Below are 22398 nucleotides of genomic sequence, written 5' to 3'. Positions count from 1 at the left end.
GCGAGGCCATCATGCCCTTGGGAAAAAGACCCTGTCAAATGTTTTGTAGTGGTTTTTTCTACTTACTACATCTTTGGTCTAATGCGACTTGGCAGTCAGTTTCAAGGCCTTTGGTCGAGGCCTTGAATTGCCTGGGATCCGTCGAGAAGGTCGACTTTGACACGTAATGTCATGTTTTCCCCGCGCTGGGTGCTGTAACTACGGCTTGACGTACTCCGGTCGGCTTGGCTCTGCTGGTTGTAGCCTGCCAGGGTGATCCATTCACCCAGCCTGCCGGTGACTGTCGTGTCGGTACTTTGAACTTTCACTACATCTGCACGTTCCTGGCTGATGCGGTCGTTATTGGTGCTTATTTGCAGACGAACCGTATCGCCGCTCAGGCTTGGTGTGACGTAGAAACCTTGGGTCACGTTGCGGTATTCGGTGTTGCTCTGGATGCGCCCGTAGCCGTCGGTGCTGGTGCTGGTGATCGGGATGCTCTGGCCAACCTGGATCAGCGCTGGCTGGCCTTCGCTGGCTTGCACTTGCTGCATGCCGCCGTCGCGGTTGCTGGTGCCGTAGTGGATGACGCGTGCATTGCCACGGTTATCCTGGAAGTTGCTGTCGTTGTTGTCGACGCTGATCAGCAGGCGCTTGGGGGCGGTGTCCAGCTGTTGCAGCAGGGCGCGCAGGTCGTCGATGCGCTCGGGGCTGGCGTTGACGATCAGTTTGTTCTCGAAGGCGCTGACCGTACCGTCCTTGCCGATGAATGCCTGTGCGGCAGGTAGCAGTTCGGCGCTGGCGCGGTGCTGCAGCGGCACCACCTCGGTGGCGGCCTGGGCGGCGTAGCTGGCAACGAGCAGCAGGGAAGCGAAAAGGGGGCGTAGCGGCATGTCCATGATCTCCGCAGGTGGAATGATCATGATGGCAAATTTGCCTGGGTTGTGCCGGTTCCAGATCACAAGTTGTCTTTTGTCTACGTTTGCCCAGCGCGCCAGGCGAGCATGGGTGCCTGACGCTGCAAAGCCGAGAGCGGTGGCCGCTGTCAGACAAATTCCGTAACATCGCGCCCCTCGTTTTTGTAACGTCCGCCCGGACCGCACCACAGGATGTCCATGAAGCCCGCCCGACTACGCGCCGACCTGCTCGCCGGCCTGACCACCGCGTTCGCCCTTGTGCCCGAATGCATCGCTTTTGCCCTGGTGGCCCACCTCAACCCGCTGATGGGCCTGTATGGCGCGTTCATCATCTGTACCCTGACTGCGCTGTTCGGCGGTCGACCCGGAATGATCTCCGGCGCCGCTGGCTCGATGGCGGTGGTGATCGTCGCGTTGGTGGTGCAGCACGGTGTGCAATACCTGTTGGCCACGGTGCTGCTGGGTGGCGTGGTGATGATCCTGTTCGGTCTGTTGAGGCTGGGCAAGCTGGTGCGCCTGGTGCCTTACCCGGTCATGCTGGGCTTCGTCAACGGCCTGGCAATCGTCATTGCCATGGCCCAGCTCGAGCATTTCAAGGACGGCGATCACTGGCTCAGTGGCGCGCCGCTGTACTTGATGATCGGTTTGGTGGCACTGACCATGGTGGTGGTCTACCTGCTACCCAGGCTGACGCGTGCGGTGCCGCCGGCGCTGGTGGCGATTCTCGGTGTCGGCCTGCTGGTGTACCTGTTGGGCCTGCCCACCCGTACCCTGGGCGACATGGCGCATATCGCCGGCGGCCTGCCAGGGTTGGCGCTGCCGGATGTGCCCTGGAATCTGCACACCCTGAAGGTCATTGCCCCCTACGCGGTGTTGATGGCCATGGTCGGCCTGCTGGAAACCCTGCTCACCCTCAACCTGACCGATGAAATCACCGAGAGCCGTGGCTTTCCGGACCGCGAGTGTGTGGCATTGGGTGCCGCCAACATGGTCTCGGGCCTGTGCGGTGGCATGGGTGGCTGCGCGATGATCGGGCAGACGGTGATCAACCTCAGCTCCAATGGCCGTGGCCGGTTGTCGGGCGTAGTGGCCGGGGTGATGATCTTGCTGTTCGTGTTGTTCCTGTCGCCGCTGATCGAGCGTATTCCGCTGGCGGCGCTGGTGGGGGTGATGTTCGTGGTGGCTCAGCAGACCTTCGCCTGGGCGTCGCTGCGGGTGCTCCACAAGGTGCCGGTGAACGATGTGCTGGCGATCATTGCGGTGACCGTGGTCACGGTATTCACCGACCTGGCCACGGCAGTGCTGTTCGGTATCATCATCGCGGCGGTGAACTTTGCCTGGCAGCATGCGCGAGAGCTGTATGCCGACAGCCATGAGGATGGCGAAGGGGGCAAGCATTACCAGGTGCATGGCACGCTGTTCTTTGCCTCGACCACACCGTTCCTCAACCAGTTCGACCCGGCCAACGACCCAGGCAAGGTCACGCTTGACTGCCAGCATTTGAGCTTTGTCGACTACTCGGCAATCGCGGCGTTGAAAACACTGCGTGAGCGCTATGCCAAAGCGGGCAAGCAACTGCGGGTGGTGCATTTGTCGGAGCGGTGCAAGACGCTGTTGAAGCGGGCAGGCGAGCAGCACTGAGGCTTGCAGGGTTGGGTGGCCAGCCCTCCAGGGGTTTGGCGAAAACTGGAGGACTGGAGCGCCATCGGAGGGTTAGGTTTTGGTTTTGCCCTGGCTCTTGCTGATGATCGTCTCGACAATGTTTGCCGGTGCCTCGGCGTATTTGGTGAACTCCATCGTGTAGCTTGCGCGCCCTTGGGTCATCGAGCGCATTGAGGTGGCATAGCCGAACATCTCCCCCAGTGGTACTTCGGCGCGAATCACCTTACCTGCAGGCGTCTCGTCGCCGTCCTGGATCATGCCTCGGCGGCGGCTCAGGTCGCCCATGATGTCCCCCTGATACTCTTCGGGCGTAACCACCTCGACCTTCATCACCGGCTCCAGCAGCACCGCGCCGCCTTTCTGCGACAGCTGCTTGGTGGCCATCGACGCGGCGATCTTGTAGGCCATTTCGTTGGAGTCGACGTCGTGATAGGAACCGTCGAACACCGCGGCCTTGAGGTTGATCAGCGGGTAACCGGCAAGTACGCCGTTTTTCATTTGTTCTTCGATGCCTTTCTGGATTGCCGGGATGTACTCGCGCGGCACTACGCCGCCGACAATCTCGTTGACGAATTCCAGGCCCTCCTTGCCCTCATCGCCAGGCGCAAAGCGGATCCAGCAGTGGCCATATTGGCCGCGCCCGCCGGACTGGCGGACGAAGCGCCCCTCGATCTCGCAGGTGTTGCGGATTTTTTCGCGGTAGGCCACCTGCGGCTTGCCGATATTGGCTTCGACATTGAACTCGCGGCGCATGCGGTCGACGATGATGTCCAGGTGCAATTCGCCCATGCCGGAGATGATGGTCTGACCGGTTTCTTCATCCGTACGTACGCGAAACGATGGGTCCTCCTGGGCCAGCTTGCCCAGGGCGATACCCATTTTTTCCTGATCGGCCTTGGTCTTCGGTTCCACGGCCACGGAAATCACGGGGTCGGGGAAATCCATGCGTTCCAGGATGATCGGTTTGTCGATGTCGCACAGGGTGTCGCCGGTAGTCACATCCTTCATGCCGATCAGTGCGGCGATGTCGCCGGCGCACACGTCCTTGATTTCGGCGCGCTGGTTGGCGTGCATCTGTACCATGCGGCCGATGCGTTCCTTCTTGCCTTTGACCGAGTTGAGTACCGCGTTGCCTGAACTGAGCACACCGGAGTACACGCGGGCGAAGGTGAGGGTGCCAACAAAGGGGTCGGTGGCAATCTTGAAGGCCAATGCCGAAAATGGTTCCTTGTCGTCGGCGTGGCGCTCCAGGTGTTTTGCTTCGTCATCCGGGTCGGTGCCTTTGATCGCCGGGATTTCGGACGGGGCGGGCAGGTAGTCGATGACGGCATCGAGCATCAGCGGCACACCCTTGTTCTTGAACGATGAACCAAGGATGGTCGGCACGATTTCGTTGGCGATAGTACGCTGGCGCAGGGCAGCCTTGACCTCGTCGATGCTAAGTTCCTCGCCGTCGAGAAACTTCATGGTCAGCTCGTCATTGGCCTCGGCCGCCGCTTCGAGCATGTGCGCGCGCCATTCGTCGGCCAGCGCCTTGAGCTCCTCGGGGATCTCTTCTTCGCGATAACTCGTGCCATGGTCGTCATCGTTCCAGTAAATGGCCTTCATCTTCACCAGGTCGATCTGGCCAATGAAGTTCTCTTCACTGCCGATGGCGAGCTGTATCGGCACCGGGTGGTGCCCCAGGCGCTTGTCGATCTGTTTGACCACGCGCAGGAAGTCGGCGCCCTGGCGGTCCATCTTGTTGATGTAGGCCAGGCGTGGCACATGGTATTTGTTGGCCTGGCGCCAGACTGTCTCGGACTGCGGCTCTACCCCGTCAGCACCGCTGAAGACCACCACCGCACCATCGAGCACGCGCAACGAGCGCTCCACCTCGATGGTGAAGTCGACGTGGCCGGGGGTATCGATGATGTTGAAGCGGTACTTGTCGGGGAATTGCTTGGTCGAGCCTTGCCAGAAGGCCGTGGTCGCCGCCGAGGTGATGGTGATGCCGCGCTCCTGCTCCTGGGCCATCCAGTCCATGGTCGCGGCGCCATCGTGCACCTCGCCCATCTTGTGGTTGACCCCGGTGTAGAACAGGATCCGCTCGGTGGTCGTGGTCTTGCCGGCGTCCACGTGGGCGACGATGCCGATATTGCGGTACAGCTCGATGGGCGTTGTGCGGGCCATGGCGGACTACCTGCGAATGGGCGGATTCCACCACGTTAGCAGACCGGTGGAATCCTGCCGTGCCGCCGGGCCGTCAGTCGGCCTGGGCTTGCAGCATCCATTGGCCATCCACTTCACGGGCCAGGCCGCTGGCCGGCAGCAAGGCCAGCAGGCGCGCGTGCAGGGCGTCTTCGGTAAAGGTCTTGAGGGTGGTCAGGTCCAGCACGCCGATCAGGTTGAGGTCGGCTTTGGTGTAGGACAGCCAGGCCTTTTTCAACACCTGGCCGACGTCGCTGCCGGCGGTGCTGGCGAAGCGGCGGTGCCACTGGCGGCCCTCGAAGGTGAAGTCGTGCGCGTGGCTGTAGGTGCTTGGGTCGGCACCTTCAAGGCAGCGGTGGCAGCGGCACGGGCCTTCGCCGAAGGCGTTGCGCAGGTAACTGTTGAAGTCCACGACAGGCTTGAGGGACAGGCGTTTGTCGACGTCGAACAGGTCGGCGATCAGGGGTTCTTCGGCGCTCACTCGGGATCCTCGTGTGGTGTGGCGTGCATCGGCGGGCACCCTAACAGATCGGGGCAGGCAGATCACCTTTTGCTGGCGATGAGGCCAGTAGAGACAACAGGGGCCGCCTGCCGTACTCTACGCGCCCATACGCCTACACACCCAATGAGGTAACCCCGCTTGAGCACCCAGTACCCGTACACCGCCACCGTGACCATCAGCGCCGAAGACCGTGGCGGAGATACCGAGGCCTCGGAAAACCCCAACATGCGCGTTGGCCTGGAGGCGGTGACCGAAACCCTGAAAAAGGTGCATTTCGTCGGTACGCTCGCGGCCCCAGAAAAAAGCGCCACGCATATCTGCGTGACCTTGGAAAACGGCCTGACCTACTACGGCCCGATCGTCAATGGCCACGCTGAGCTCGAAGGCGGCTGGATTGCCTTCGAGTCCGACATGCTCACCCCGCAAGAACTGGGTCTGTAAACCTCAGTTCAGCTCCGTCAGGCACTGCTCGAGGATATCCAGGCCTTCTTCGAGCACCTCGGCCTCGATGGTCAGGGGGGCCAGCAGGCGGATGATGTGCCGCGCTTTGCCGCTGGGCATCAGCAGCAGGCCCTTGGCCCGCGCCGCCTCCATCACCTTGGCCAGTGGCGCCGGTGCCGGGCTGCCGTCGGCATTGACGAACTCGATACCGCGCATGGCGCCCACGCCGGTCAGGCGGCCGATGTACGGGCTCAGGCCCGAGGACTTCCAGCGCTCGACACGGCTGACGATCGCCTGCTCCTGGCGCTCACCCCAGGTGGCGACGTTTTCGTCGGTCATCTGCGCCAGGCTGGCCAGGGCTGCCGCACAGGCAATCGGGTTGCCTGAATAGGTGCCACCCAGGCCGCCCTTGGGCAGCGATGCCATCAATTCCTTGCGCCCGACCACCGCACCCAGTGGCATGCCACCGGCAATGCTCTTGGCCAGCAGCAGCAGGTCGGGCTCGATGCCCAGGCGCGGGAAGGCGAAGCGCTGGCCGGTGCGGCCAAAGCCCGACTGGATCTCGTCGATGATGATCAGGATGCCGCGCTCGTCGCAGAAGCGGCGCAGGGCCTGGGCGAAGGCCGGGTCCAGGGCGAGGAAGCCGCCTTCGCCTTGTACCGGTTCGAAGATGAACGCTGCCACGTCTTCCACGGCCAGCTCGACGCTGAACAGGCGGTCCATGGCCTTGAGTGCCTGTTCGCAGGTCACCCCGGTGTCGGCGCTGGGGTAGGGCAGGTGGTACACCGGCCCGGGCAGTTCTCCGACCCGTTGCTTGTAAGGGGCGACTTTGCCGTTGAGGTTCAAGGTGGCCAGGGTGCGCCCATGGAAGCCACCGTCGAAGGCGATGATGGCGCGCTTGCCGGTAGCGCCGCGGGCCACTTTCAGGGCGTTTTCCGCTGCTTCCGCGCCGCTGTTGGTGAGCATGCCGGCCAGTGGGTAGCTGACGGGCACGAACTGGCTCAGCTGCTCCATCAACGCAAGGTACGGGCCGTGAGGTGCCGCGTTGAAGGCGTAGTGGGTCAGGCGGGTGGCCTGGGCCTGGATGGCCTCGACCACGGCCGGGTTGCAGTGGCCCAGGTTGAGTACACCGATACCGCCGACAAAGTCGATATAGCGTTTGCCGTCGGTGTCCCAGACTTCGGCATTGCGGCCATGGGAAAGTGTGATCGGGTGAACGATGGCGATGGATTGGCTGATACTTTCCTGGTTCATGGGCACGCGGGACCTTTGTTCGAGTTTCTTATTATCCAAGCGTGTCGAGGGGGTATTTCGCAAACGAATTATTCGATTGCGGTCATTCCCTGGATTCGTGATCTGGCCGGGATCGGTTGAATCAGTCCCCCTCAGCCACCCGTTCGCGGATCCACTGCACAAAAGCCCTGATCTTCGGCACTTCGGCCGCATGCTCGGCATGGGCAATGAAGTGCCGGCCATTGCTCGCCACCGGGTGGTCCCAAGCCACCACCAGCTTGCCCTCGCTCAGTTCTTCGGCCACCAGGTAGCGTGGTATCAGGGCAATGCCGCAGCCGGCAATGGCCGCCCGGATGCACAGGTAGAACGTGTCGAAGCGCGGCCCGTGGTAGCTGTTCTGGCTGTGCAGCCCCAGCCCGAGAAACCACTCATGCCAGGCTTCCGGCCGCGACACGCACTGCAGCAGGCGGTGCTCGGTCAGCGCCTGGGCGCTGTCGAATCGGTGATTGGCCAGCAGCTGCGGGCTGCAGACGGGCACCACTTCTTCGCTGAACAGCTCGATGCAGGTTGCACCAGGCCAGGTGCCCTGACCGAAGAAAAAGGCGATGTCGGCCTTGGCCTGTACCAGGTCGAACGGCTCCAGCTCGTTGCGTACATCCAGGTGAATGCGTGGGTAGCGGTCGCCAAAACCCTTGAGCTTGGGCACCAGCCAGCGCGCGCCGAAGGTGGGTTGGGTGGCGATGCGCAGCACTTCGGTTTCGTCGCCGTAGCTGAGGATGTAGCGGCTGGAGATGTCGATCTGGGTGAGGATCTTGTTCACTTCGGTGAGGTACAGCGCGCCGGCCGGGGTCAGGTGCAGGCGCCGTCGAATGCGCTGAAACAGCGAGTGCGAGAGCATGTCCTCAAGCTGCGCCACCTGCTTGCTGACAGCGCTCTGGGTCAGGTGCAGTTCCTGGGCCGCACGGGTGAAACTGAGGTGGCGGGCGGCCGCTTCGAAGCACTGAAGGGCGGTGGTCGAAGGCATCAGGCGTTTGGACATGACGGGCAAATACCGAGCAAAAAAGGATGAAGTTCATTCCAAAACGGAATCATGTGGTTCGAAAAGGTCGTTTGTTGACCCGGCCTATAGATTAATACTGACCTGGATCAACGATTACAACCGGTCATGCGAAGAGGAGGTCAGTACCCGCTTCCGGCATCTGCAAAACAACAACAACGACAATCAGAAATTTATAAGAATTCTGCTCCGACCTTCAGCCGCTTTGCTGCGGCCGACCCATTCGAGGGTTCTTCATGGCTTCGCAAGACAACAAGAAACAGCGTTCCCTGCAACACGGCCTGACCTCCCGTCAGGTGTCCATGATCTCCATCGCCGGCATCATCGGCGCCGGCCTGTTCATCGGTTCTTCCAACGCCATCGCCACCGCCGGCCCGGCCATCCTCATTTCCTACGCCATGACCGGCTTGCTGGTCCTGCTGGTGATGCGCATGCTCGGCGAAATGGCCATCGCCAACCCCAACAGCGGCTCGTTCTCCACCTATGCCTCGGAGGCCATCGGCCCTTGGGCGGGCTTTACCATCGGCTGGTTGTACTGGTGGTTCTGGGTACTGATCATTCCGGTGGAAGCCATTGCCGGCGCTGACATCCTGCACGCCTACTTCCCTGGCGTGCCGTCCTGGCTGTTCGCCTTCCTGATCATGCTGGTGCTGTCGGGTACCAACCTGGTCAGCGTGAAGAACTTCGGTGCCTTCGAGTACTGGTTCGCGCTGGTCAAGGTGGTAGCGATCATCGGCTTCATCGGGGTGTGCACCTTGGCGGTGTTCGGCTTCTGGCCGCTGGCTGAAGTCTCTGGAGTCAGCCGGCTGTGGGACAACGGTGGTTTCATGCCCAATGGCTTCGGGACGGTGTTGGGGGGCGTACTGATCACCATCTTCTCGTTCTTCGGTGCCGAAATTGTCACCATCGCCGCTGACGAAACCGCCAACCCGAAAGACAAGATCCGCCGCGCCACCAACCTGGTGGTGTATCGCATCGCCATCTTCTACCTGGCGTCGATCTTCCTGGTGGTGTCCCTGGTGGCCTGGAACGACCCAGCGCTCAAAGCAGTCGGCTCGTTCCAGCGCGTGCTGGAAGTGCTGAACGTGCCGGGCGCCAAGCTGCTGGTCGATCTGGTGGTACTGGTGGCGGTGACCAGCTGCATGAACTCGGGGCTGTACACCGCGTCGCGCATGCTCTACTCGCTGGGTGCTCGTGGTCAGGCGCTGAGCGTGACCAAGCGCATTTCCGGTTCCGGCGTGCCGACAGTGGCGGTGATCTTCTCTACCCTGGCAGGCTTTGCCGGCTGCCTGGTCAACTATGTGTTCCCTGGCAAGGTGTTCGGCTTCCTGTTGTCCACCACGGGGGCCATCGCCCTGCTGGTGTACCTGGTGATTGCCGTATCGCAGCTGCGCATGCGTGCCCGTGCCGAACGTGAAGGGCGCCCGCTCGAGCTGAAGATGTGGCTGTTCCCGTGGCTGACCTGGCTGGTGATCGGCACCATCGTCATGGTGCTGGGCTACATGCTGTTCAGCGATGCCTACCGCTATGAAACGCTGATGACTGCGGGGGTGACCGCGTTCATCCTGCTGGTTTCGCTGACCCAGCGGCGTGCCAATGTGGTTGCCCAGACGGCCTGATGTTTCTGCTTTAATGGGGGCGTTGCGCGCCCCCATATCAATAAGCACAGGAAGCGTATGAACGACCAATCCCTTTCCCTTCAGGCCCTCGCGGCGCCGGAGGGTACCTGCTACGGCTGCGGCTGTTCCCACCCAAGCGGCCTGCACCTGCAAAGTCACTGGGACGCCGACGGCGTTCACCTGTTGTGCCGGCACTCGCCCGACAGCACCTTCATTGGCTGGCCCGGCCTGGTTTACGGTGGCCTGCTGGCGATGCTGGTCGACTGCCACTCCAACTGGACAGCCATGGCCTACCACTACCGCAACGAAGGCCGCGAGCCCGGAAGCCTGCCACGTATAGACTGCGTTACCGGCACACTTAACCTGACCTACCTGAAACCTACGCCGATGGGTGTCGAGTTGCTGCTCAAGGCGCGTGTGGAGGGCGAAGTGGGTCGCAAGAGCCGGGTTATCTGCGAAGTTTGGGCTGGCGACGTGCTGACCGTGAGCGCCGACTCGGTGTTCGTGCGTGTGGATACCGAAAAACTCAAGCTCAAGGCCCATGGCCAGGCCTGAGTTGCCCGCGCTGATGAGTGGTCGGTGATGGTCACCGGCCGGGGATGTCTCTAGAGTGACAGGTTCATCCCCCAGGCAAGGTTGATCATGACCGATCTCAGTGCTTTCCCCATTACCCGCAAGTGGCCCGCCAAACACCCTGAACGCCTGCAGCTGTACTCGCTGCCGACGCCCAATGGCGTCAAGGTGTCGATCATGCTCGAGGAAATCGGCCTGGCCTATGAGCCGCACAAGGTCAGCTTCGACAACGATGACCAGTTGAGTGCCGAGTTCATCTCACTCAGTGCCAACAACAAGATCCCCGCCATCCTCGACCCCAACGGGCCGGGCGGCCAGCCGCTGCCGCTGTTCGAGTCGGGGGCGATTCTGCAGTACCTGGCAGAGAAGAGCGGCCAGTTGCTCAGCCAGGACCCGGCCCAGCGTTACCAGACCCTGCAGTGGCTGATGTTCCAGATGGGCGGCATCGGGCCGATGTTTGGCCAGGTCGGTTTCTTTCACTTCTTTGCTGGCAAGGAATATGAAGACAAGCGCCCGCGTGACCGCTATGTCAACGAGTCCAAGCGCCTGCTGGGTGTGCTGGATCGGCGCTTGAAAGGGCGGGAGTGGATGGTTGACGAATACAGCATCGCCGACATCGCCATTTTCCCGTGGGTGCGTAACCTGGTGGAACGTTACAACGCCCGGGAGTTGGTCGGTTTTGATCAGTTCAACGACGTGCAGCGGGTGCTGGCCGCGTTTCTTGAGCGGCCGGCGGTGCAGCGCGGCCTGAAAATCCCCGCCTGATCACCCCGCTGACTAGAAGATCTGGTTCAGCAGCCAGTACAGGCTCCCTGCCAACAGCATTGCCGCTGGCAGGGTCAGCACCCAGGCCATCAGTAGATTGATCAGCGTGCGCTTCTGAAGCCCCGAGCCATTGGCAACCATGGTCCCGGCTACCCCCGAACTCAGCACATGGGTGGTCGAAACCGGCAGCCCGAACATGTCCGCTGCGCCAATGGTGCACATCGCCACCACTTCGGCCGAAGCCCCTTGGGCATAGCTGAGGTGGGTCTTGCCGATCTTCTCGCCAACCGTGACCACAATGCGCCGCCAGCCCACCATGGTCCCCAGCCCCAGCGCGATGGCCACGGCCACCTTCACCCACAGCGGGATATAGCGAGTGGCGTCGTCCAACTGGGTCTTGAACAGCTGCACATGGTTGCGGGTGTCGGCATCGAATGCCACCAGCCGGTTTTTCTCCATGAGGCGGATGGCTTCACTGGTCAGGTACATGTCGTTGCGCACGTTGGCCATGGCTTCGGCGGGGACGCGCTTGAGCGAACCGTAGCCTTTGACCTGTTCGCCGATCATCCCGGTGAGTGCGGCCAATGCCGGGACCAGTTGCGGGCTGGCCTTGGGTTCGGCAATGAACAGGGTGAGTACCTGGCGTGGGTCGGCCGGGGCCGCATGCGGGTCGCTGCGCAGCAAGGCCTGGCGGGTTACTTCGGCGACGGCAGAAAACTGCAGGGCCTGCTCATTGGGCATGGTCTTGTTCAGCGCGTAAGCCATCGGCAGGGTGCCCACCAGAATCAGCATGATCAGGCCCATGCCTTTCTGGCCGTCGTTGGAGCCGTGGGCGAACGATACCCCGGTGCAGGTCAGGATCAGCACCCCGCGGATCCACCAAGGCGGCGGGGTTCGGCCTTCTGGCGCCTGGTACAGCTCTTTGCGTTTGACCAGCGCGCGCAGGGCCAACAGCAGGAGGGCAGCGCAGGCAAAACCGATCAGCGGCGAAAACAGCAAGGCATACCCCACCTTGCTGGCCTGGGCCCAGTCCACCCCGCTGGTGCCGTCGCGCCCATGTATCAGTGCATTGGCCACGCCCACGCCGATGATCGAGCCGATCAGGGTGTGCGAGGACGACGCCGGCAGGCCCAACCACCAGGTGCCAAGGTTCCAGATGATCGCCGCCAGTAGCAGGGCGAAGACCATGGCGAAGCCGGCTGACGAGCCAACCTGCAAAATCAGTTCTACCGGCAGCAGGGCGATGATGCCGAACGCCACCGCGCCGCTGGAAAGCAGCACCCCCAGGAAGTTGCACAGCCCGGACCATACCACCGCTATCGGTGCCGGCAACGAATGGGTGTATATCACCGTGGCTACCGCGTTGGCGGTGTCGTGGAAGCCGTTGACGAACTCGAAGCCCAAGGCAATCACCAGCGCCAGGCCCAGGAGCAGGAAGGGTGTGACCGTGGTGATAACCGTGCCGCTGGCGGTTACATCCTGCTTGAGGCTCCAAGCGGTGTAGGCGATGCCTGCCAGCAACAGGCCGAAGAACAGCACCAAGGTGGCACGCCCGGGCTTGTGGGCGAGCTGCGGGCGGGAATCGCGTTGGGCCAGTTGCGGCTGGCTGGCCACTGACGGGGTTGCCATGAGGGCTCCGGTTGGCGTGGGCGAAGTTGCCAAAGGCCTTGAGCATAGAAACAATTGGCGAGTCGGCCGTGACCTCGATCAATGAATTATCTAGGCTCAAGACGGACGGTAATGGCAGGAGCAACCCATGATTCGCTGCAAGCGTGTCTACGATGCGGTCTCGGATGAAGATGGCCAGCGCGTGCTGGTCGACCGCCTGTGGCCGCGCAACAAACGCAAGGAAGACCTGCACGGGGAGTGGTTGCGCGAGGTGGCACCCTCGGCAGAGTTGCGCAAGGCATTTCATCTGGGTGAGATCGATTTTGCCGGTTTTACCCAGCGCTACCAGCAACAGCTGGCGGCCCACCCCGAGCACTGGTATCCGCTACTGGACATGGCTGGCAAGGGTACGCTGACATTGCTTTTTGCCGGCAAGGACACCGAGCACAACAATGCCCGAGTGCTGGCCGAGTGGCTGGAAGACGAACTGGACCGGCGTGGGCCTGGTAGTTCGCCAGTCTGTTATGCCCGATGAGCGATAAGCGATGCCCTTACAGTTAACCCCCGCCGACGACACCCACTGCACCTTCGCCCGTGACCTCACTCGCCGGGCCATGTTGCCGTACTACCGCGAATACGACCTGCTGTGGATCGAAGAGGCCTTCGACGAAGCCTGGGGCTGGCGTGAACAGTGGCTGGTGACCGAAGGTAGCACCCTGCTGGGTTTTTGCAGCCTCAGCCAGGACCGACAGGCGCTGTTCATCCGCGAGTTGCACCTGTTGCCCGAGCACCGTGGGCGTGGGGTCGGTGGCTGGGTGTTGGAACAGCTGGCGCTGTGGGCCAGGCAACGGCGCCTTGCGCTACTGCGGCTGATGGTGTTTCGCAGCAACCCGGCCCGCTTGCTGTACCAGTGCCACGGCTTCGTCGAAATGGGGGCGGACGATTGCTTCGTACGTATGCAGCGGGTAATCGGCTAATAGCTAAATGATGGCTTGTCGCGACTGCAGAGCAGGGGCATAGTGGATCCACACGTTTACGGCTGCCTGCAGGTGGGTAGGCCGTGCATGACGGCGATCAGGGAAGAGGAGAAGCCCTATGAATGGAATCGGTCCACGGCTGCGGGAAGAGCGTGAACGGCTGGGCATGACCCAGCGCGTATTTGGCGATATCGGCGGGGTCGAGCCCAATGCCCAGGGTAAGTACGAAAGCGGTGAGCGCACGCCGCGGGTCGACTACCTGGCGGCACTGGCGGCCAGGGGTGTGGACGCGCTGTACGTGCTCAGCGGCCTGCGTACCCCGGCACCGCTGCAAGGCTTGAGCACCGACGAGTCGGGTTTGCTGGGGGCTTTTCGACAATTATCGCTGGACGATCAGGCGGCGCTCTGGCATCTGTTGGGGCGGTTGGCCGACAACGCCAAGCCTAGGCAAACAGTGAGGCCGCTTACCGTTGAACGTCAGGCTTTTCTGAAGGAAGTAATGCGCTAGGCCCACCGGGAAAAATTTTGTTAAGGTGGCGGATCCAATCGCCCTGTTTACGAGGTGTGTGCTTGATTAGGGTCTTAGTGGTCGATGATCACGATCTGGTACGAACCGGTATTACCCGCATGCTGGCCGACATCGATGGCTTGCAGGTGGTGGGTGAGGGGGATTCAGGCGAGTCGGCACTCAAGCTGGCCAGAGAGCTGAAGCCGGACGTGGTGCTGATGGACGTGAAAATGCCAGGCATCGGCGGGCTGGAAGCCACCCGCAAGCTGCTGCGCAGCCACCCGGACATCAAGGTGGTGGCGGTGACGGTGTGCGAGGAAGATCCGTTCCCCACACGTTTGCTGCAGGCCGGCGCTGCTGGCTACCTGACCAAGGGCGCAGGCCTCGATGAAATGGTTCAGGCCATTCGCTTGGCTTTTGCCGGCCAGCGTTACATCAGCCCGCAGATTGCCCAGCAGCTGGCGCTGAAACCGTTCCAGCCACAGGGCTCGCCGTTCGACACATTGTCCGAACGGGAAATCCAGATTGCCCTGATGATCGTCGGCTGCCAAAAGGTGCAGATCATCTCTGACAAATTGTGCCTCTCGCCCAAGACCGTCAATACTTACCGTTATCGGATCTTTGAAAAACTCTCGGTCACCAGCGACGTCGAACTGACCTTGCTGGCCGTTCGCCACGGTATGGTTGACGCAAGCCTGTAACCCCCATGTCCCAAGATTTTGATGCCAGCGCATTCCTGGCGACCTGCAGTGGTCGCCCAGGCGTTTACCGGATGTTCGACGGCGAGGCCCGGCTGCTTTACGTGGGCAAGGCCAAGAACCTGAAAAAGCGTCTGGCCAGCTATTTTCGCAAGACCGGCCTGGCGCCCAAGACTGCCGCCTTGGTCGCGCGTATCGCCCAGGTCGAAACCACCATCACCGCCAACGAAACCGAGGCGTTGCTGCTGGAGCAGAACCTGATCAAGGAATGGCGGCCGCCCTACAACATTCTGCTGCGCGACGATAAATCCTACCCCTACGTGTTCCTGTCCGACGGTGAGTTCCCACGATTGGGCATTCACCGTGGGGCGAAAAAAGCCAAGGGCCGCTACTTCGGCCCTTACCCCAGCGCCGGGGCGATCCGCGAAAGCCTCAGCCTGCTGCAAAAGGCCTTTTCCGTGCGCCAGTGCGAAGACAGCTACTACGCCAACCGCACCCGGCCATGCCTGCAGTACCAGATAAAGCGCTGCAAAGGGCCTTGTACCGACCTGGTGAGCGCTGAGGAATACGCCGAGGACGTGCGCCATTCGGTGATGTTCCTGGAGGGCCGTAGCCAGCAACTGGGCAACGAATTGAATGCCGAAATGGAAAAGGCCGCCATGGCCCTCAATTTCGAAAAAGCCGCCGAACTTCGTGACCAGATCGCGCTGCTGCGCCGCGTGCAGGACCAGCAGTACATCGAAGGCGGCAACGGCGATGTCGACGTGATCGCGGCCTTCGTCAACCCAGGTGGTGCCTGTGTGCACTTGATCAGCGTGCGTGGCGGACGAGTGCTGGGTAGCAAGAACTTCTTCCGCAGGTGGGCATCGAAGAGGAAGTGGCCGAGGTCATGGCCGCCTTCCTTTCCCAGTACTACCTGGGCAACGCAGAGCGCGAACTGCCAGGCGAGTTGATCGTCAACGTTGTTCACGAAGACTTCGACGCCATTGCCGAAGCACTGCACACACTGCGTGGCCGCGAGCTGACCATCAGCCACCGGGTGCGTGGCACCCGCGCCCGCTGGCAGCAGCTGGCAGTGACCAATGCCGAGCAGGCGCTGAATGCCCGCCTGGCCAACCGTCAGCACATGGCCGCACGTTTCGAAGCCCTGGCCGAAGTGCTGGGCCTGGACGAAGTGCCGCAACGCCTGGAATGCTACGACATCAGCCACTCCAGTGGCGAAGCCACCGTGGCCAGTTGCGTGGTGTTCGGCCCCGAAGGCCCGCTGAAATCCGATTACCGGCGCTTCAATATCGAAGGCGTCACGGCGGGTGACGACTACGCCGCCATGCACCAGGCCCTGACCCGTCGCTACGGGCGTATCAAGGATGGCGAGGGCAAACTGCCTGACGTGCTGCTGGTGGACGGCGGCAAAGGCCAGCTGAACATGGCCCGCGACGTGATGCAGGAGCTGGGCTTTACCGACCTGACCCTGCTCGGTGTGGCCAAGGGCGTAACGCGCAAGGCGGGTTTCGAAACCCTGTACCTGAACGACGTGCACTACGAATTCACCCTCAAAGGCGATTCCTCGGCGTTGCACCTGATCCAGCAGATCCGCGACGAAGCCCACCGTTTTGCCATCACCGGCCACCGCGCCCGCCGTGGCAAGGCCCGTCGGGTGTCCAGCCTTGAAGATGTAGCCGGGGTAGGGCCGAAGCGTCGCCGCGACCTGCTGAAACATTTCGGCGGCCTGCAAGAGCTCAACCGCGCCAGTATCGATGAAATAGCCAAAGCGCCCGGCATCAGTAAAAAGCTTGCCGAATCAATTTATGCCAGCCTGCATAGCGAGTAGAATGCCGGGCTCAACTTGCAGCCAGTCGTACCGATGAATATTCCAAACCTGCTCACCGTTCTACGCGTCCTGCTCATCCCGATCTTCATTCTGCTGTTCTATGTGCCTTATCACTGGAGCTACATGGCCGCCAGCAGTGTGTTCGCCGTCGCCGCCGCCACCGACTGGCTGGACGGCTACCTGGCGCGTCGCCTGCAGCAGAGCACGCCGTTCGGTGCCTTCCTGGACCCTGTGGCCGACAAGCTGATGGTGGCGGTGGCCTTGGTGCTGCTGGTGCAAACCCACGCCAACTTCTGGCTGACCCTGCCTGCGGCAGTGATCATCGGTCGCGAAATCGTGGTGTCGGCACTGCGCGAGTGGATGGCCGAGCTGGGCGCACGGGCACATGTGGCGGTGTCCAACCTTGGCAAGTGGAAGACGGCGGCGCAGATGCTCGCCCTGGTGATTCTGTTGGCCAACCCGCCGGCAGTGACCTTCTGGGTGATCCTGGGCTACGGCCTGCTGCTGGTGGCGGCGGGGCTGACGCTGTGGTCTATGGTGCATTACCTGCTGGCTGCCTGGCCGCACCTGCGCGAAGGCTCGGAACAAAAATAAAACTTTTTTGAATCAAGGGGTTGACGCTGTTTTAGAAATCGCTAGAATGGCTCCCATCACGACGCGGGAATAGCTCAGTTGGTAGAGCACGACCTTGCCAAGGTCGGGGTCGCGAGTTCGAGTCTCGTTTCCCGCTCCAGATAGTGATCTACAGACTTCTACTGACGTCTGTAAGTCGTTGAAAAGAGGGGCTTTGGCCCCTTTTTCATTCCAGCGAGCGCCACGGAAATCCACCCACAGCTACCGTTTTTGAGTGACCAATTGAGGCACAAGAATACGGTTGGGACGGCTACCGGATAGTTGCTGGGGCTGAGCGGGAACCATGACGAGCATTAGGCCTAAGTCATAACTTAGGAGCCTCGAAATGGCACTCTCTGATCTGACAGTCCGGCAGGCAAGAACCACCGGCAAGCGCTACACCCTCTCCGATAACGACTGCCTGGGCCTGATGGTCTCTGCCGCAGGCGGCAAGTCGTGGATCTTCCGATACTACTGGCTGGGCAAGCAAAAGCGCATGTCCCTGGGTGGCTATCCCGCCCTCAGTCTGCGCGAGGCCCGCGCCGAGCGGGACAAGGCTCAGGTTCTGCTCGCCAAGGGCATTGATCCCCAAATCGAACGCGACCAGCGCCGGCACGCGGCCAAGCTGGCGGGCGAATACACCTTCAAGAACGTCTTCGATGCTTGGGTCGAGCATCGCCGCAAGGAACTCAAGGAAGGCCGTCAGAGCACGCTTTCGCAGATCCTGCGCATCTTCAACAAGGACGTGCTGCCTACCCTGGGGAAGATGTCGATCTACGACATTCGACGGCCCCAGCTCGTGGGCGTCGTGGCGGCGATCGAGAAACGCAAGGCGTTCACCACCGCCGAGAAGGTCCGCACCTGGTTCAACCAGATGTTCCGCTATGCCCTGGTCATCGCCGAAGGGCTGGAAGTCAATCCGGCCGCGGACCTGGACGTGGTGGCCGAGCCCAAGCCCCCGGTGGCCCACAACCCCTATCTGCACCTGCCCGAGCTGCCCGAGTTCCTTCAGAAGCTCCGGCGCTACAACCCCCGGGGCTGGCAGACCCAGCTTGGCGTCCGGCTGCTGTTCCTGACGGGGGTGCGCACGGGCGAGTTGCGCCTGGCCGAGCCTGAGCAATTCGACCTCGACCGCGGCTTGTGGATCATCCCGCCGCAGGTCGTCAAGCAACTCCAGGACGAAATGCGCAAGGCCGGCAAGCGGCCGCAGGACGTGCCGCCCTACATCGTGCCCCTGTCCCTGCAGGCCATCGAGATCGTGCGCTATCTCCTGGGCGTGATGCGTCCAGCGCAGAAGTACCTGCTGTCGCATCGCAGCGAACTCAAGAAGCGCATCAGCGAGAACACCCTCAACAAGGCCGTGCAGCTCATGGGCTACGAGGGGCGCCTGACCGGCCACGGCATCCGCGGCACCATCTCGACCGCGCTCAACGAGATCGGATACCCGAAGATTTGGGTGGACGCTCAGCTTTCGCACTCCGACCCCAACAAGGTGAGTTCGGCCTACAACCACGCCAAGTACGTGGAGCCTCGGCGTCGCATGATGCAGGACTGGGCAGACCGTCTTGACCTGCTCGAACAGGGTGAAGTCGAAGCCGCGAGCGCGCATCTGACCATCCGTATCGACGGGGTGCCGGCAATGGCGGAAGTGGAGGAAGTGGTGGGCGCGGTCTCCACGACTGCTGAGCCTGTTGTCCCCGGCGTGCCGCCCGTGGTGGCCACGCCTATCGTCGTGACCCCCAACAGCGGCGGAATCATGTTCCAGCGGCTGTCGCAGGTGCCGCCGCCTCCGGTGCATGCCCCGGAGCCGGAAGTCTCCGCGATCCAGCGCGAGCGCGAGGAAATGCTGGCCATCTACGAGTCGCCGAACAATCTGCCGGTCCCGCTGTTCGGCAAGCTGGCCGGGAAGTCCAAGGACCAGATCAACCGCGAGCTGAAGGCGGGCAAGCTGCTGTCGATCAGCCTGGGCAACCGGGGGCAGCGGGTTCCCGACTGGCAACTGGTGCCGCTCAAGCACAAGCTGGCCCAAGTGCTCATGAACCAATGCCCGCACGCCGATTCGTGGGACCTGTACCGCATGCTGACCCAGCCTCACCCCGACCTGGGTGATCGTGCGGCCATTGATGCGGTCACGCCAACGAACGTGCCCGCAATCATCCGGGTTCTCATGGGCGACTACCAGCACCATGCGGATGTGCCCGAGGCCGTTGCCCCGCGGCCCATCCCCGAGGACGTGCGGCAGAGCGTCCGCCGACTGGTGGACAGCGCAGCGGTGCTTGAAGGGGTCTAGTCCGGTCTAGTCCCATGCTGCAACCTATGGCCGGGATGAGACGGCTCCGGCCTATAGGAGTGCCTGCTACAGGGCGCCTGCCTCGGCGATCTGCAGCGCCCTGCGCTCGAAACGCTTGGCAGCAGAATCTGCTTGCGCGTGGGGCCGTTGGAGGTACGTCACGATCTCATAGGGGCCATCGGCGAGCGGTCGCATGCTTACCCCCCATTGATGGGCACGCTCGATGCGCGATTGCGCGCATACGCCGATGCCGTAGCCGGCTGAAACCCACAGCGCCATCATCTCGAATGAAGTTGCAGGCAGGATGTTCTCTTGGTCCACTGGCATCAGGGAGGCCAACCTCTCGTCCAGCAAGGGACAAGCCTCCGCCTGCCAGCGATAGATTGGATAGTCCTGAAGATCGGAGATGGTGAGCTTCGCCTGATCAACCAAACGGAACCGCGGTGGTATCGCGACGGCCATGCTTTCGCACCACAGCCTCCGGCTACTCGTCAGGTGATCCCCCGCACTGCTAAGAGATAGCCCCGCGTCGTAGCGGCCCTCATGCAGGCCCGTTACCAGCTCTTGATCCGAAACTTCACGCACGGCGATCGCGACACCCGGCTCGTGCGCTCGCTGCAGTGCAAGCAGCGCCGACAGCCGTGAAGACGGCACACCTGGCGCTATGGCGAGTGTGAAATTCGGGGACGGTCTGATGGCGTTGTGCATGGATGCCCCCAAGAGGCAACGGGATCGAAAAGAGCAGCCGACATCATACTCAAGAGATATCTTTAACGTGGTTAAAGATCAGTGATTCCATGACGCTTCTGCGAATGCAGAAGCGCACTATTCGGCCTGGACGGCCCGCCGGAGTAACCACCTATGAGTCCGCACCGGCGTTGGCGTTCGGGCAAGCGGTGCGAGCCGCTCGCCTGGCTCAGGGGATTGCTCAGGATGAGTTCGCGGGCTTGGCGGGGATCGCGCGCTCGCACATGGGCAAGATTGAGCGCGGCGAGCACATGCCGACACTCGCTCTCATTCTAAAAATTTCCCTGGCTCTCAAGATCAGCTCGGCCGAACTGATGACGGCCACGGAGCGCAACCTCTACCTTCAGGGCGATGCGTGACGCCGGATGTGGCGCAGGCGTCGTAGCTAATCGCTCTTTGGCGAACGCAAACGCTCGATGAAGCGCTCTACGGGTGCGGATAGTCCGCTACCGCCTTCGGGCCGAAGCAGGTAGGTGATGATGACGGCCGAATCGAGCGCCAACGGCCGGATCACCACGTCGGGACGTTGACACGCCGCGATTCGGGTCGCCGTTGCGAAGCCGATGCCGTAACCAGCTCCGACCAATGTGAGCATCATGTCCAGCGACGAGACATGCTCAACGATGGTGGACTCGCGCTCCAGGGGATGTAGCAGCCGGGTCAATTCGCGGCAGTAGCCCTCGCAAAGCTGCGGATCGCACATCACCAGCGGGTAACTCACGAGTTCACGTAGCGACACTTCCTTGTGGGCCAGCAACGGGTGCCGGATCGGCACGGTCACCACCAGCGGGTCCTGCCAGATGGGCTCCGTCACCAGTCCGTCGCCGACGTCCGCGGTGTGTGCGAAACCGATCGCGAAGTCGCCGGATCGCAGTCCCCGCAACTGTTCCGCCAGGGTGACCTCGGAGAGCCGTATTTCGATCTCCGGCTCCTCCTGGCGGCACAGGGCAAGAAGTGCAGACAGCCGCGGGTCGATGGCGCCATCGGAGATGGCGATGCGCACGCTGCCTCTTAGGCCTGCGGCGATCGCCCTGACGTTTTCTCGTGCCTGCTCCAGGTTGGTGAACAGCCTGCGAATGTCCTGAAGGAAGGTGGTGCCCGCTGGCGTCAACCGCGTTCCCCGCCGATCGCGGTCAAAGAGCAGCACCCCCAGTTCGTCTTCCAATTCCTTGATCGTGCGGGACAGCGGCGGCTGCTCGATGTGCAAGCGCTCCGCAGCACGGGTGAAATGCAGCTCTTCGGCGAGAGCCACGAAGCAGCGCAAATGACGAAGTTCCATGGGCACGTCCTTCAGCAATCCTGGTCATTGGGTTGGCCACGGCGCATTGCTGCCGAAGTGCGCTTAGAGGGGGCGACGTAGTGCTGGGTCCCTCTTCAGGGCGAGGAAAAAGGCCATCGGTGTATCTGAATAAGAATACATATGTTCATGTATTAACTCAAGTCAAGGGCGGTAGCAACTGTTTCGGAACGTGACGCCGAAGCCAACCCGCTCAATGCTTGAGCGGCTAAGGCAGTACTGACGCCAAAGTAGCGCGAGCCCACAGAGGGGCTCGCGAGATGTAGGACTGAAGGCGCTCTGCCTTCATGGAAAGGCCCAAATCAGGCCGGGTTGATTTCCAACGAGCCACGGTTGATCTGGTCGCGTTCCATCGACTCGAACAAGGCACCGAAGTTTCCTTCGCCGAAGCCCTCGCGGTAGTTGCCCTTGCGCTCGATGAACTCGAAGAACACCGGGCCAAGCAGCGGCTCGGAGAATATCTGCAGCAGCAGGCGGGGCTGGCCGCCTTCGGTCGTGCCGTCGAGCAGAATGCCGCGCGCCTGCAACTCGGGTACGGGCTGGCCATGGCCGGGCAGGCGCTTTTCCAAGTTTGCGTAATAGATGTCGTTGGGGGCGGTCAGCAGCGGGATACCGGCCATCTGCACGCGGTCGAGCGCATCGAGTAGGTTGTCGCACAGCAGGGCGATGTGCTGGATGCCCTCGCCGCTGAACTGCATCAAGAATTCCTCAATCTGGCCGCCGCCCTGGCGTGCTTCCTCGTTCAGCGGGATGCGGATCAGGCCGTCCGGCGCGCTCATCGCCTTGGAGGCTAGGCCGGTGTACTCGCCGTTGATGTCGAAGTAGCGGATCTCTTGGAAGTTGAAGAACTTCGTGTAGAAGTCGGCCCAGTACTCCGACTCGCACAAGCGCA

The 22398-nt window shown here is 62.0% G+C and carries 20 protein-coding genes, 1 tRNA gene and 2 pseudogenes; 14 read left to right on the top strand and 9 right to left on the bottom strand.

What is annotated here, in order from left to right; genetic code table 11:
- Nucleotides 1–101: 101 nt before the first annotated feature.
- A complete protein-coding gene (locus AB5975_00280) occupies nt 102–872 on the bottom strand; it encodes a secretin N-terminal domain-containing protein (protein XDR20456.1) in 771 nt (256 codons plus the stop codon).
- Nucleotides 873–1094: 222 nt separating this feature from the next.
- Between AB5975_00280 and AB5975_00275 the strand changes: the two genes are divergently transcribed.
- The gene (locus tag AB5975_00275; GenBank protein XDR20455.1) at nt 1095–2537 is read left to right on the top strand and encodes a SulP family inorganic anion transporter; all 1443 of its coding nucleotides are present in this window, start codon (nt 1095–1097) and stop codon (nt 2535–2537) included.
- A 72-nt stretch (nt 2538–2609) separates the two neighbouring features.
- On the opposite strand, the gene fusA is transcribed toward AB5975_00275, so the two are convergent.
- The gene (gene fusA, locus AB5975_00270; protein XDR20454.1) at nt 2610–4730 is read right to left on the bottom strand and encodes an elongation factor G; all 2121 of its coding nucleotides are present in this window, start codon (nt 4728–4730) and stop codon (nt 2610–2612) included.
- Between the two features lie 73 nt (nt 4731–4803).
- On the bottom strand, nt 4804–5229 hold the full coding sequence (locus AB5975_00265; GenBank protein ID XDR20453.1) for a hypothetical protein: 426 nt from the start codon (nt 5227–5229) through the stop codon (nt 4804–4806).
- Nucleotides 5230–5388: 159 nt separating this feature from the next.
- On the opposite strand from AB5975_00265, the gene AB5975_00260 reads away from it, so the two are divergent.
- Nucleotides 5389–5691: a hypothetical protein gene (locus AB5975_00260; GenBank protein ID XDR20452.1), complete on the top strand. Its 303-nt coding sequence runs from the start codon at nt 5389–5391 to the stop codon at nt 5689–5691.
- A gap of 3 nt (nt 5692–5694) precedes the next feature.
- Here AB5975_00260 and AB5975_00255 read toward each other — a convergent pair whose 3' ends face one another.
- Together AB5975_00255 and AB5975_00250 are read right to left on the bottom strand one after the other, a co-directional pair.
- Nucleotides 5695–6945 (bottom strand): aspartate aminotransferase family protein, encoded by a 1251-nt coding sequence (locus tag AB5975_00255; GenBank protein ID XDR20451.1) that lies wholly within the window; start codon nt 6943–6945, stop codon nt 5695–5697.
- Nucleotides 6946–7066: 121 nt separating this feature from the next.
- Nucleotides 7067–7963, bottom strand: a complete 897-nt coding sequence (locus AB5975_00250; GenBank protein ID XDR20450.1) for a LysR substrate-binding domain-containing protein — start codon at nt 7961–7963, stop codon at nt 7067–7069.
- A gap of 254 nt (nt 7964–8217) precedes the next feature.
- Here AB5975_00250 and AB5975_00245 point away from each other — a divergent pair, with 254 nt between their 5' ends.
- The 3 genes from AB5975_00245 (at nt 8218) to AB5975_00235 (ending at nt 10938) form a co-directional block, all read left to right on the top strand.
- Entirely contained in the window at nt 8218–9600 is a 1383-nt protein-coding gene (locus AB5975_00245; protein ID XDR20449.1) for an amino acid permease, read from the top strand.
- A gap of 57 nt (nt 9601–9657) precedes the next feature.
- Complete coding sequence (locus AB5975_00240) at nt 9658–10155, top strand: PaaI family thioesterase (GenBank protein ID XDR20448.1); 498 nt, start codon at nt 9658–9660, stop codon at nt 10153–10155.
- 87 nt (nt 10156–10242) lie between these two features.
- Nucleotides 10243–10938, top strand: a complete 696-nt coding sequence (locus AB5975_00235; GenBank protein XDR20447.1) for a glutathione S-transferase N-terminal domain-containing protein — start codon at nt 10243–10245, stop codon at nt 10936–10938.
- Nucleotides 10939–10950: 12 nt separating this feature from the next.
- Here the strand turns inward: AB5975_00235 and AB5975_00230 are convergent, their stop codons facing one another.
- Nucleotides 10951–12567, bottom strand: a complete 1617-nt coding sequence (locus tag AB5975_00230) for an inorganic phosphate transporter (GenBank protein XDR20446.1) — start codon at nt 12565–12567, stop codon at nt 10951–10953.
- A gap of 127 nt (nt 12568–12694) precedes the next feature.
- Here AB5975_00230 and AB5975_00225 point away from each other — a divergent pair, with 127 nt between their 5' ends.
- From AB5975_00225 to AB5975_00190, 8 genes and pseudogenes are all read left to right on the top strand, one after another.
- On the top strand, nt 12695–13081 hold the full coding sequence (locus AB5975_00225; GenBank protein XDR20445.1) for a DUF488 domain-containing protein: 387 nt from the start codon (nt 12695–12697) through the stop codon (nt 13079–13081).
- Between the two features lie 10 nt (nt 13082–13091).
- The gene (locus AB5975_00220) at nt 13092–13523 is read left to right on the top strand and encodes a GNAT family N-acetyltransferase (GenBank protein XDR20444.1); all 432 of its coding nucleotides are present in this window, start codon (nt 13092–13094) and stop codon (nt 13521–13523) included.
- Between the two features lie 118 nt (nt 13524–13641).
- Nucleotides 13642–14031, top strand: coding sequence for a helix-turn-helix domain-containing protein (locus AB5975_00215; GenBank protein XDR20443.1), 390 nt, complete (start codon nt 13642–13644; stop codon nt 14029–14031).
- Between the two features lie 62 nt (nt 14032–14093).
- Nucleotides 14094–14732: a UvrY/SirA/GacA family response regulator transcription factor gene (gene uvrY / locus AB5975_00210; GenBank protein XDR20442.1), complete on the top strand. Its 639-nt coding sequence runs from the start codon at nt 14094–14096 to the stop codon at nt 14730–14732.
- Between the two features lie 5 nt (nt 14733–14737).
- Nucleotides 14738–16560, top strand: a pseudogene (gene uvrC / locus AB5975_00205) (excinuclease ABC subunit UvrC).
- A gap of 33 nt (nt 16561–16593) precedes the next feature.
- Nucleotides 16594–17154, top strand: a complete 561-nt coding sequence (gene pgsA / locus AB5975_00200) for a CDP-diacylglycerol--glycerol-3-phosphate 3-phosphatidyltransferase (protein ID XDR20441.1) — start codon at nt 16594–16596, stop codon at nt 17152–17154.
- 63 nt (nt 17155–17217) lie between these two features.
- Nucleotides 17218–17293, top strand: a tRNA-Gly gene (locus tag AB5975_00195).
- Nucleotides 17294–17518: 225 nt separating this feature from the next.
- Nucleotides 17519–19462 carry a tyrosine-type recombinase/integrase gene (locus AB5975_00190; protein XDR20440.1) on the top strand — a complete coding sequence of 648 codons (1944 nt, stop codon included), beginning with the start codon at nt 17519–17521 and terminating at the stop codon, nt 19460–19462.
- Nucleotides 19463–19528: 66 nt separating this feature from the next.
- Here the strand turns inward: AB5975_00190 and AB5975_00185 are convergent, their stop codons facing one another.
- A complete protein-coding gene (locus tag AB5975_00185; protein XDR20439.1) occupies nt 19529–20170 on the bottom strand; it encodes a substrate-binding domain-containing protein in 642 nt (213 codons plus the stop codon).
- Between the two features lie 104 nt (nt 20171–20274).
- Between AB5975_00185 and AB5975_00180 the strand changes: the two genes are divergently transcribed.
- On the top strand, nt 20275–20568 hold the full coding sequence (locus AB5975_00180) for a helix-turn-helix domain-containing protein (protein ID XDR23056.1): 294 nt from the start codon (nt 20275–20277) through the stop codon (nt 20566–20568).
- A gap of 26 nt (nt 20569–20594) precedes the next feature.
- Here AB5975_00180 and AB5975_00175 read toward each other — a convergent pair whose 3' ends face one another.
- Both AB5975_00175 and AB5975_00170 read right to left on the bottom strand, forming a co-directional pair.
- A complete protein-coding gene (locus tag AB5975_00175; protein XDR20438.1) occupies nt 20595–21488 on the bottom strand; it encodes a LysR family transcriptional regulator in 894 nt (297 codons plus the stop codon).
- A 320-nt stretch (nt 21489–21808) separates the two neighbouring features.
- Nucleotides 21809–22378: pseudogene (locus AB5975_00170) on the bottom strand (4-hydroxyphenylpyruvate dioxygenase family protein).
- Nucleotides 22379–22398: the final 20 nt, after the last annotated feature.

The organism is Pseudomonas putida (assembly GCA_041071465.1).
Lineage (GTDB): Bacteria > Pseudomonadota > Gammaproteobacteria > Pseudomonadales > Pseudomonadaceae > Aquipseudomonas > Aquipseudomonas putida_P.
The sequence above is the reverse complement of the archived record's forward strand: the minus strand, read 5'-3'. Positions and strand labels throughout refer to the sequence as shown.

Excerpts from the sequence above, each read along its gene's own strand:
- AB5975_00280 (XDR20456.1), bottom strand. The coding sequence starts at position 872 with ATGCCGCTACGCCCCCTTTTCGCTTCCCTGCTGCTCGTTGCCAGCTAC.
- AB5975_00275 (XDR20455.1), top strand. The coding sequence starts at position 1,095 with ATGAAGCCCGCCCGACTACGCGCCGACCTGCTCGCCGGCCTGACCACC.
- fusA (XDR20454.1), bottom strand. The coding sequence starts at position 4,730 with ATGGCCCGCACAACGCCCATCGAGCTGTACCGCAATATCGGCATCGTC.
- AB5975_00255 (XDR20451.1), bottom strand. The coding sequence starts at position 6,945 with ATGAACCAGGAAAGTATCAGCCAATCCATCGCCATCGTTCACCCGATC.
- AB5975_00250 (XDR20450.1), bottom strand. The coding sequence starts at position 7,963 with ATGTCCAAACGCCTGATGCCTTCGACCACCGCCCTTCAGTGCTTCGAA.
- AB5975_00245 (XDR20449.1), top strand. The coding sequence starts at position 8,218 with ATGGCTTCGCAAGACAACAAGAAACAGCGTTCCCTGCAACACGGCCTG.
- AB5975_00240 (XDR20448.1), top strand. The coding sequence starts at position 9,658 with ATGAACGACCAATCCCTTTCCCTTCAGGCCCTCGCGGCGCCGGAGGGT.
- AB5975_00235 (XDR20447.1), top strand. The coding sequence starts at position 10,243 with ATGACCGATCTCAGTGCTTTCCCCATTACCCGCAAGTGGCCCGCCAAA.
- AB5975_00230 (XDR20446.1), bottom strand. The coding sequence starts at position 12,567 with ATGGCAACCCCGTCAGTGGCCAGCCAGCCGCAACTGGCCCAACGCGAT.
- AB5975_00225 (XDR20445.1), top strand. The coding sequence starts at position 12,695 with ATGATTCGCTGCAAGCGTGTCTACGATGCGGTCTCGGATGAAGATGGC.
- AB5975_00220 (XDR20444.1), top strand. The coding sequence starts at position 13,092 with ATGCCCTTACAGTTAACCCCCGCCGACGACACCCACTGCACCTTCGCC.
- AB5975_00215 (XDR20443.1), top strand. The coding sequence starts at position 13,642 with ATGAATGGAATCGGTCCACGGCTGCGGGAAGAGCGTGAACGGCTGGGC.
- pgsA (XDR20441.1), top strand. The coding sequence starts at position 16,594 with ATGAATATTCCAAACCTGCTCACCGTTCTACGCGTCCTGCTCATCCCG.
- AB5975_00190 (XDR20440.1), top strand. The coding sequence starts at position 17,519 with ATGGCACTCTCTGATCTGACAGTCCGGCAGGCAAGAACCACCGGCAAG.
- AB5975_00185 (XDR20439.1), bottom strand. The coding sequence starts at position 20,170 with ATGCACAACGCCATCAGACCGTCCCCGAATTTCACACTCGCCATAGCG.
- AB5975_00180 (XDR23056.1), top strand. The coding sequence starts at position 20,275 with ATGCAGAAGCGCACTATTCGGCCTGGACGGCCCGCCGGAGTAACCACC.
- AB5975_00175 (XDR20438.1), bottom strand. The coding sequence starts at position 21,488 with ATGGAACTTCGTCATTTGCGCTGCTTCGTGGCTCTCGCCGAAGAGCTG.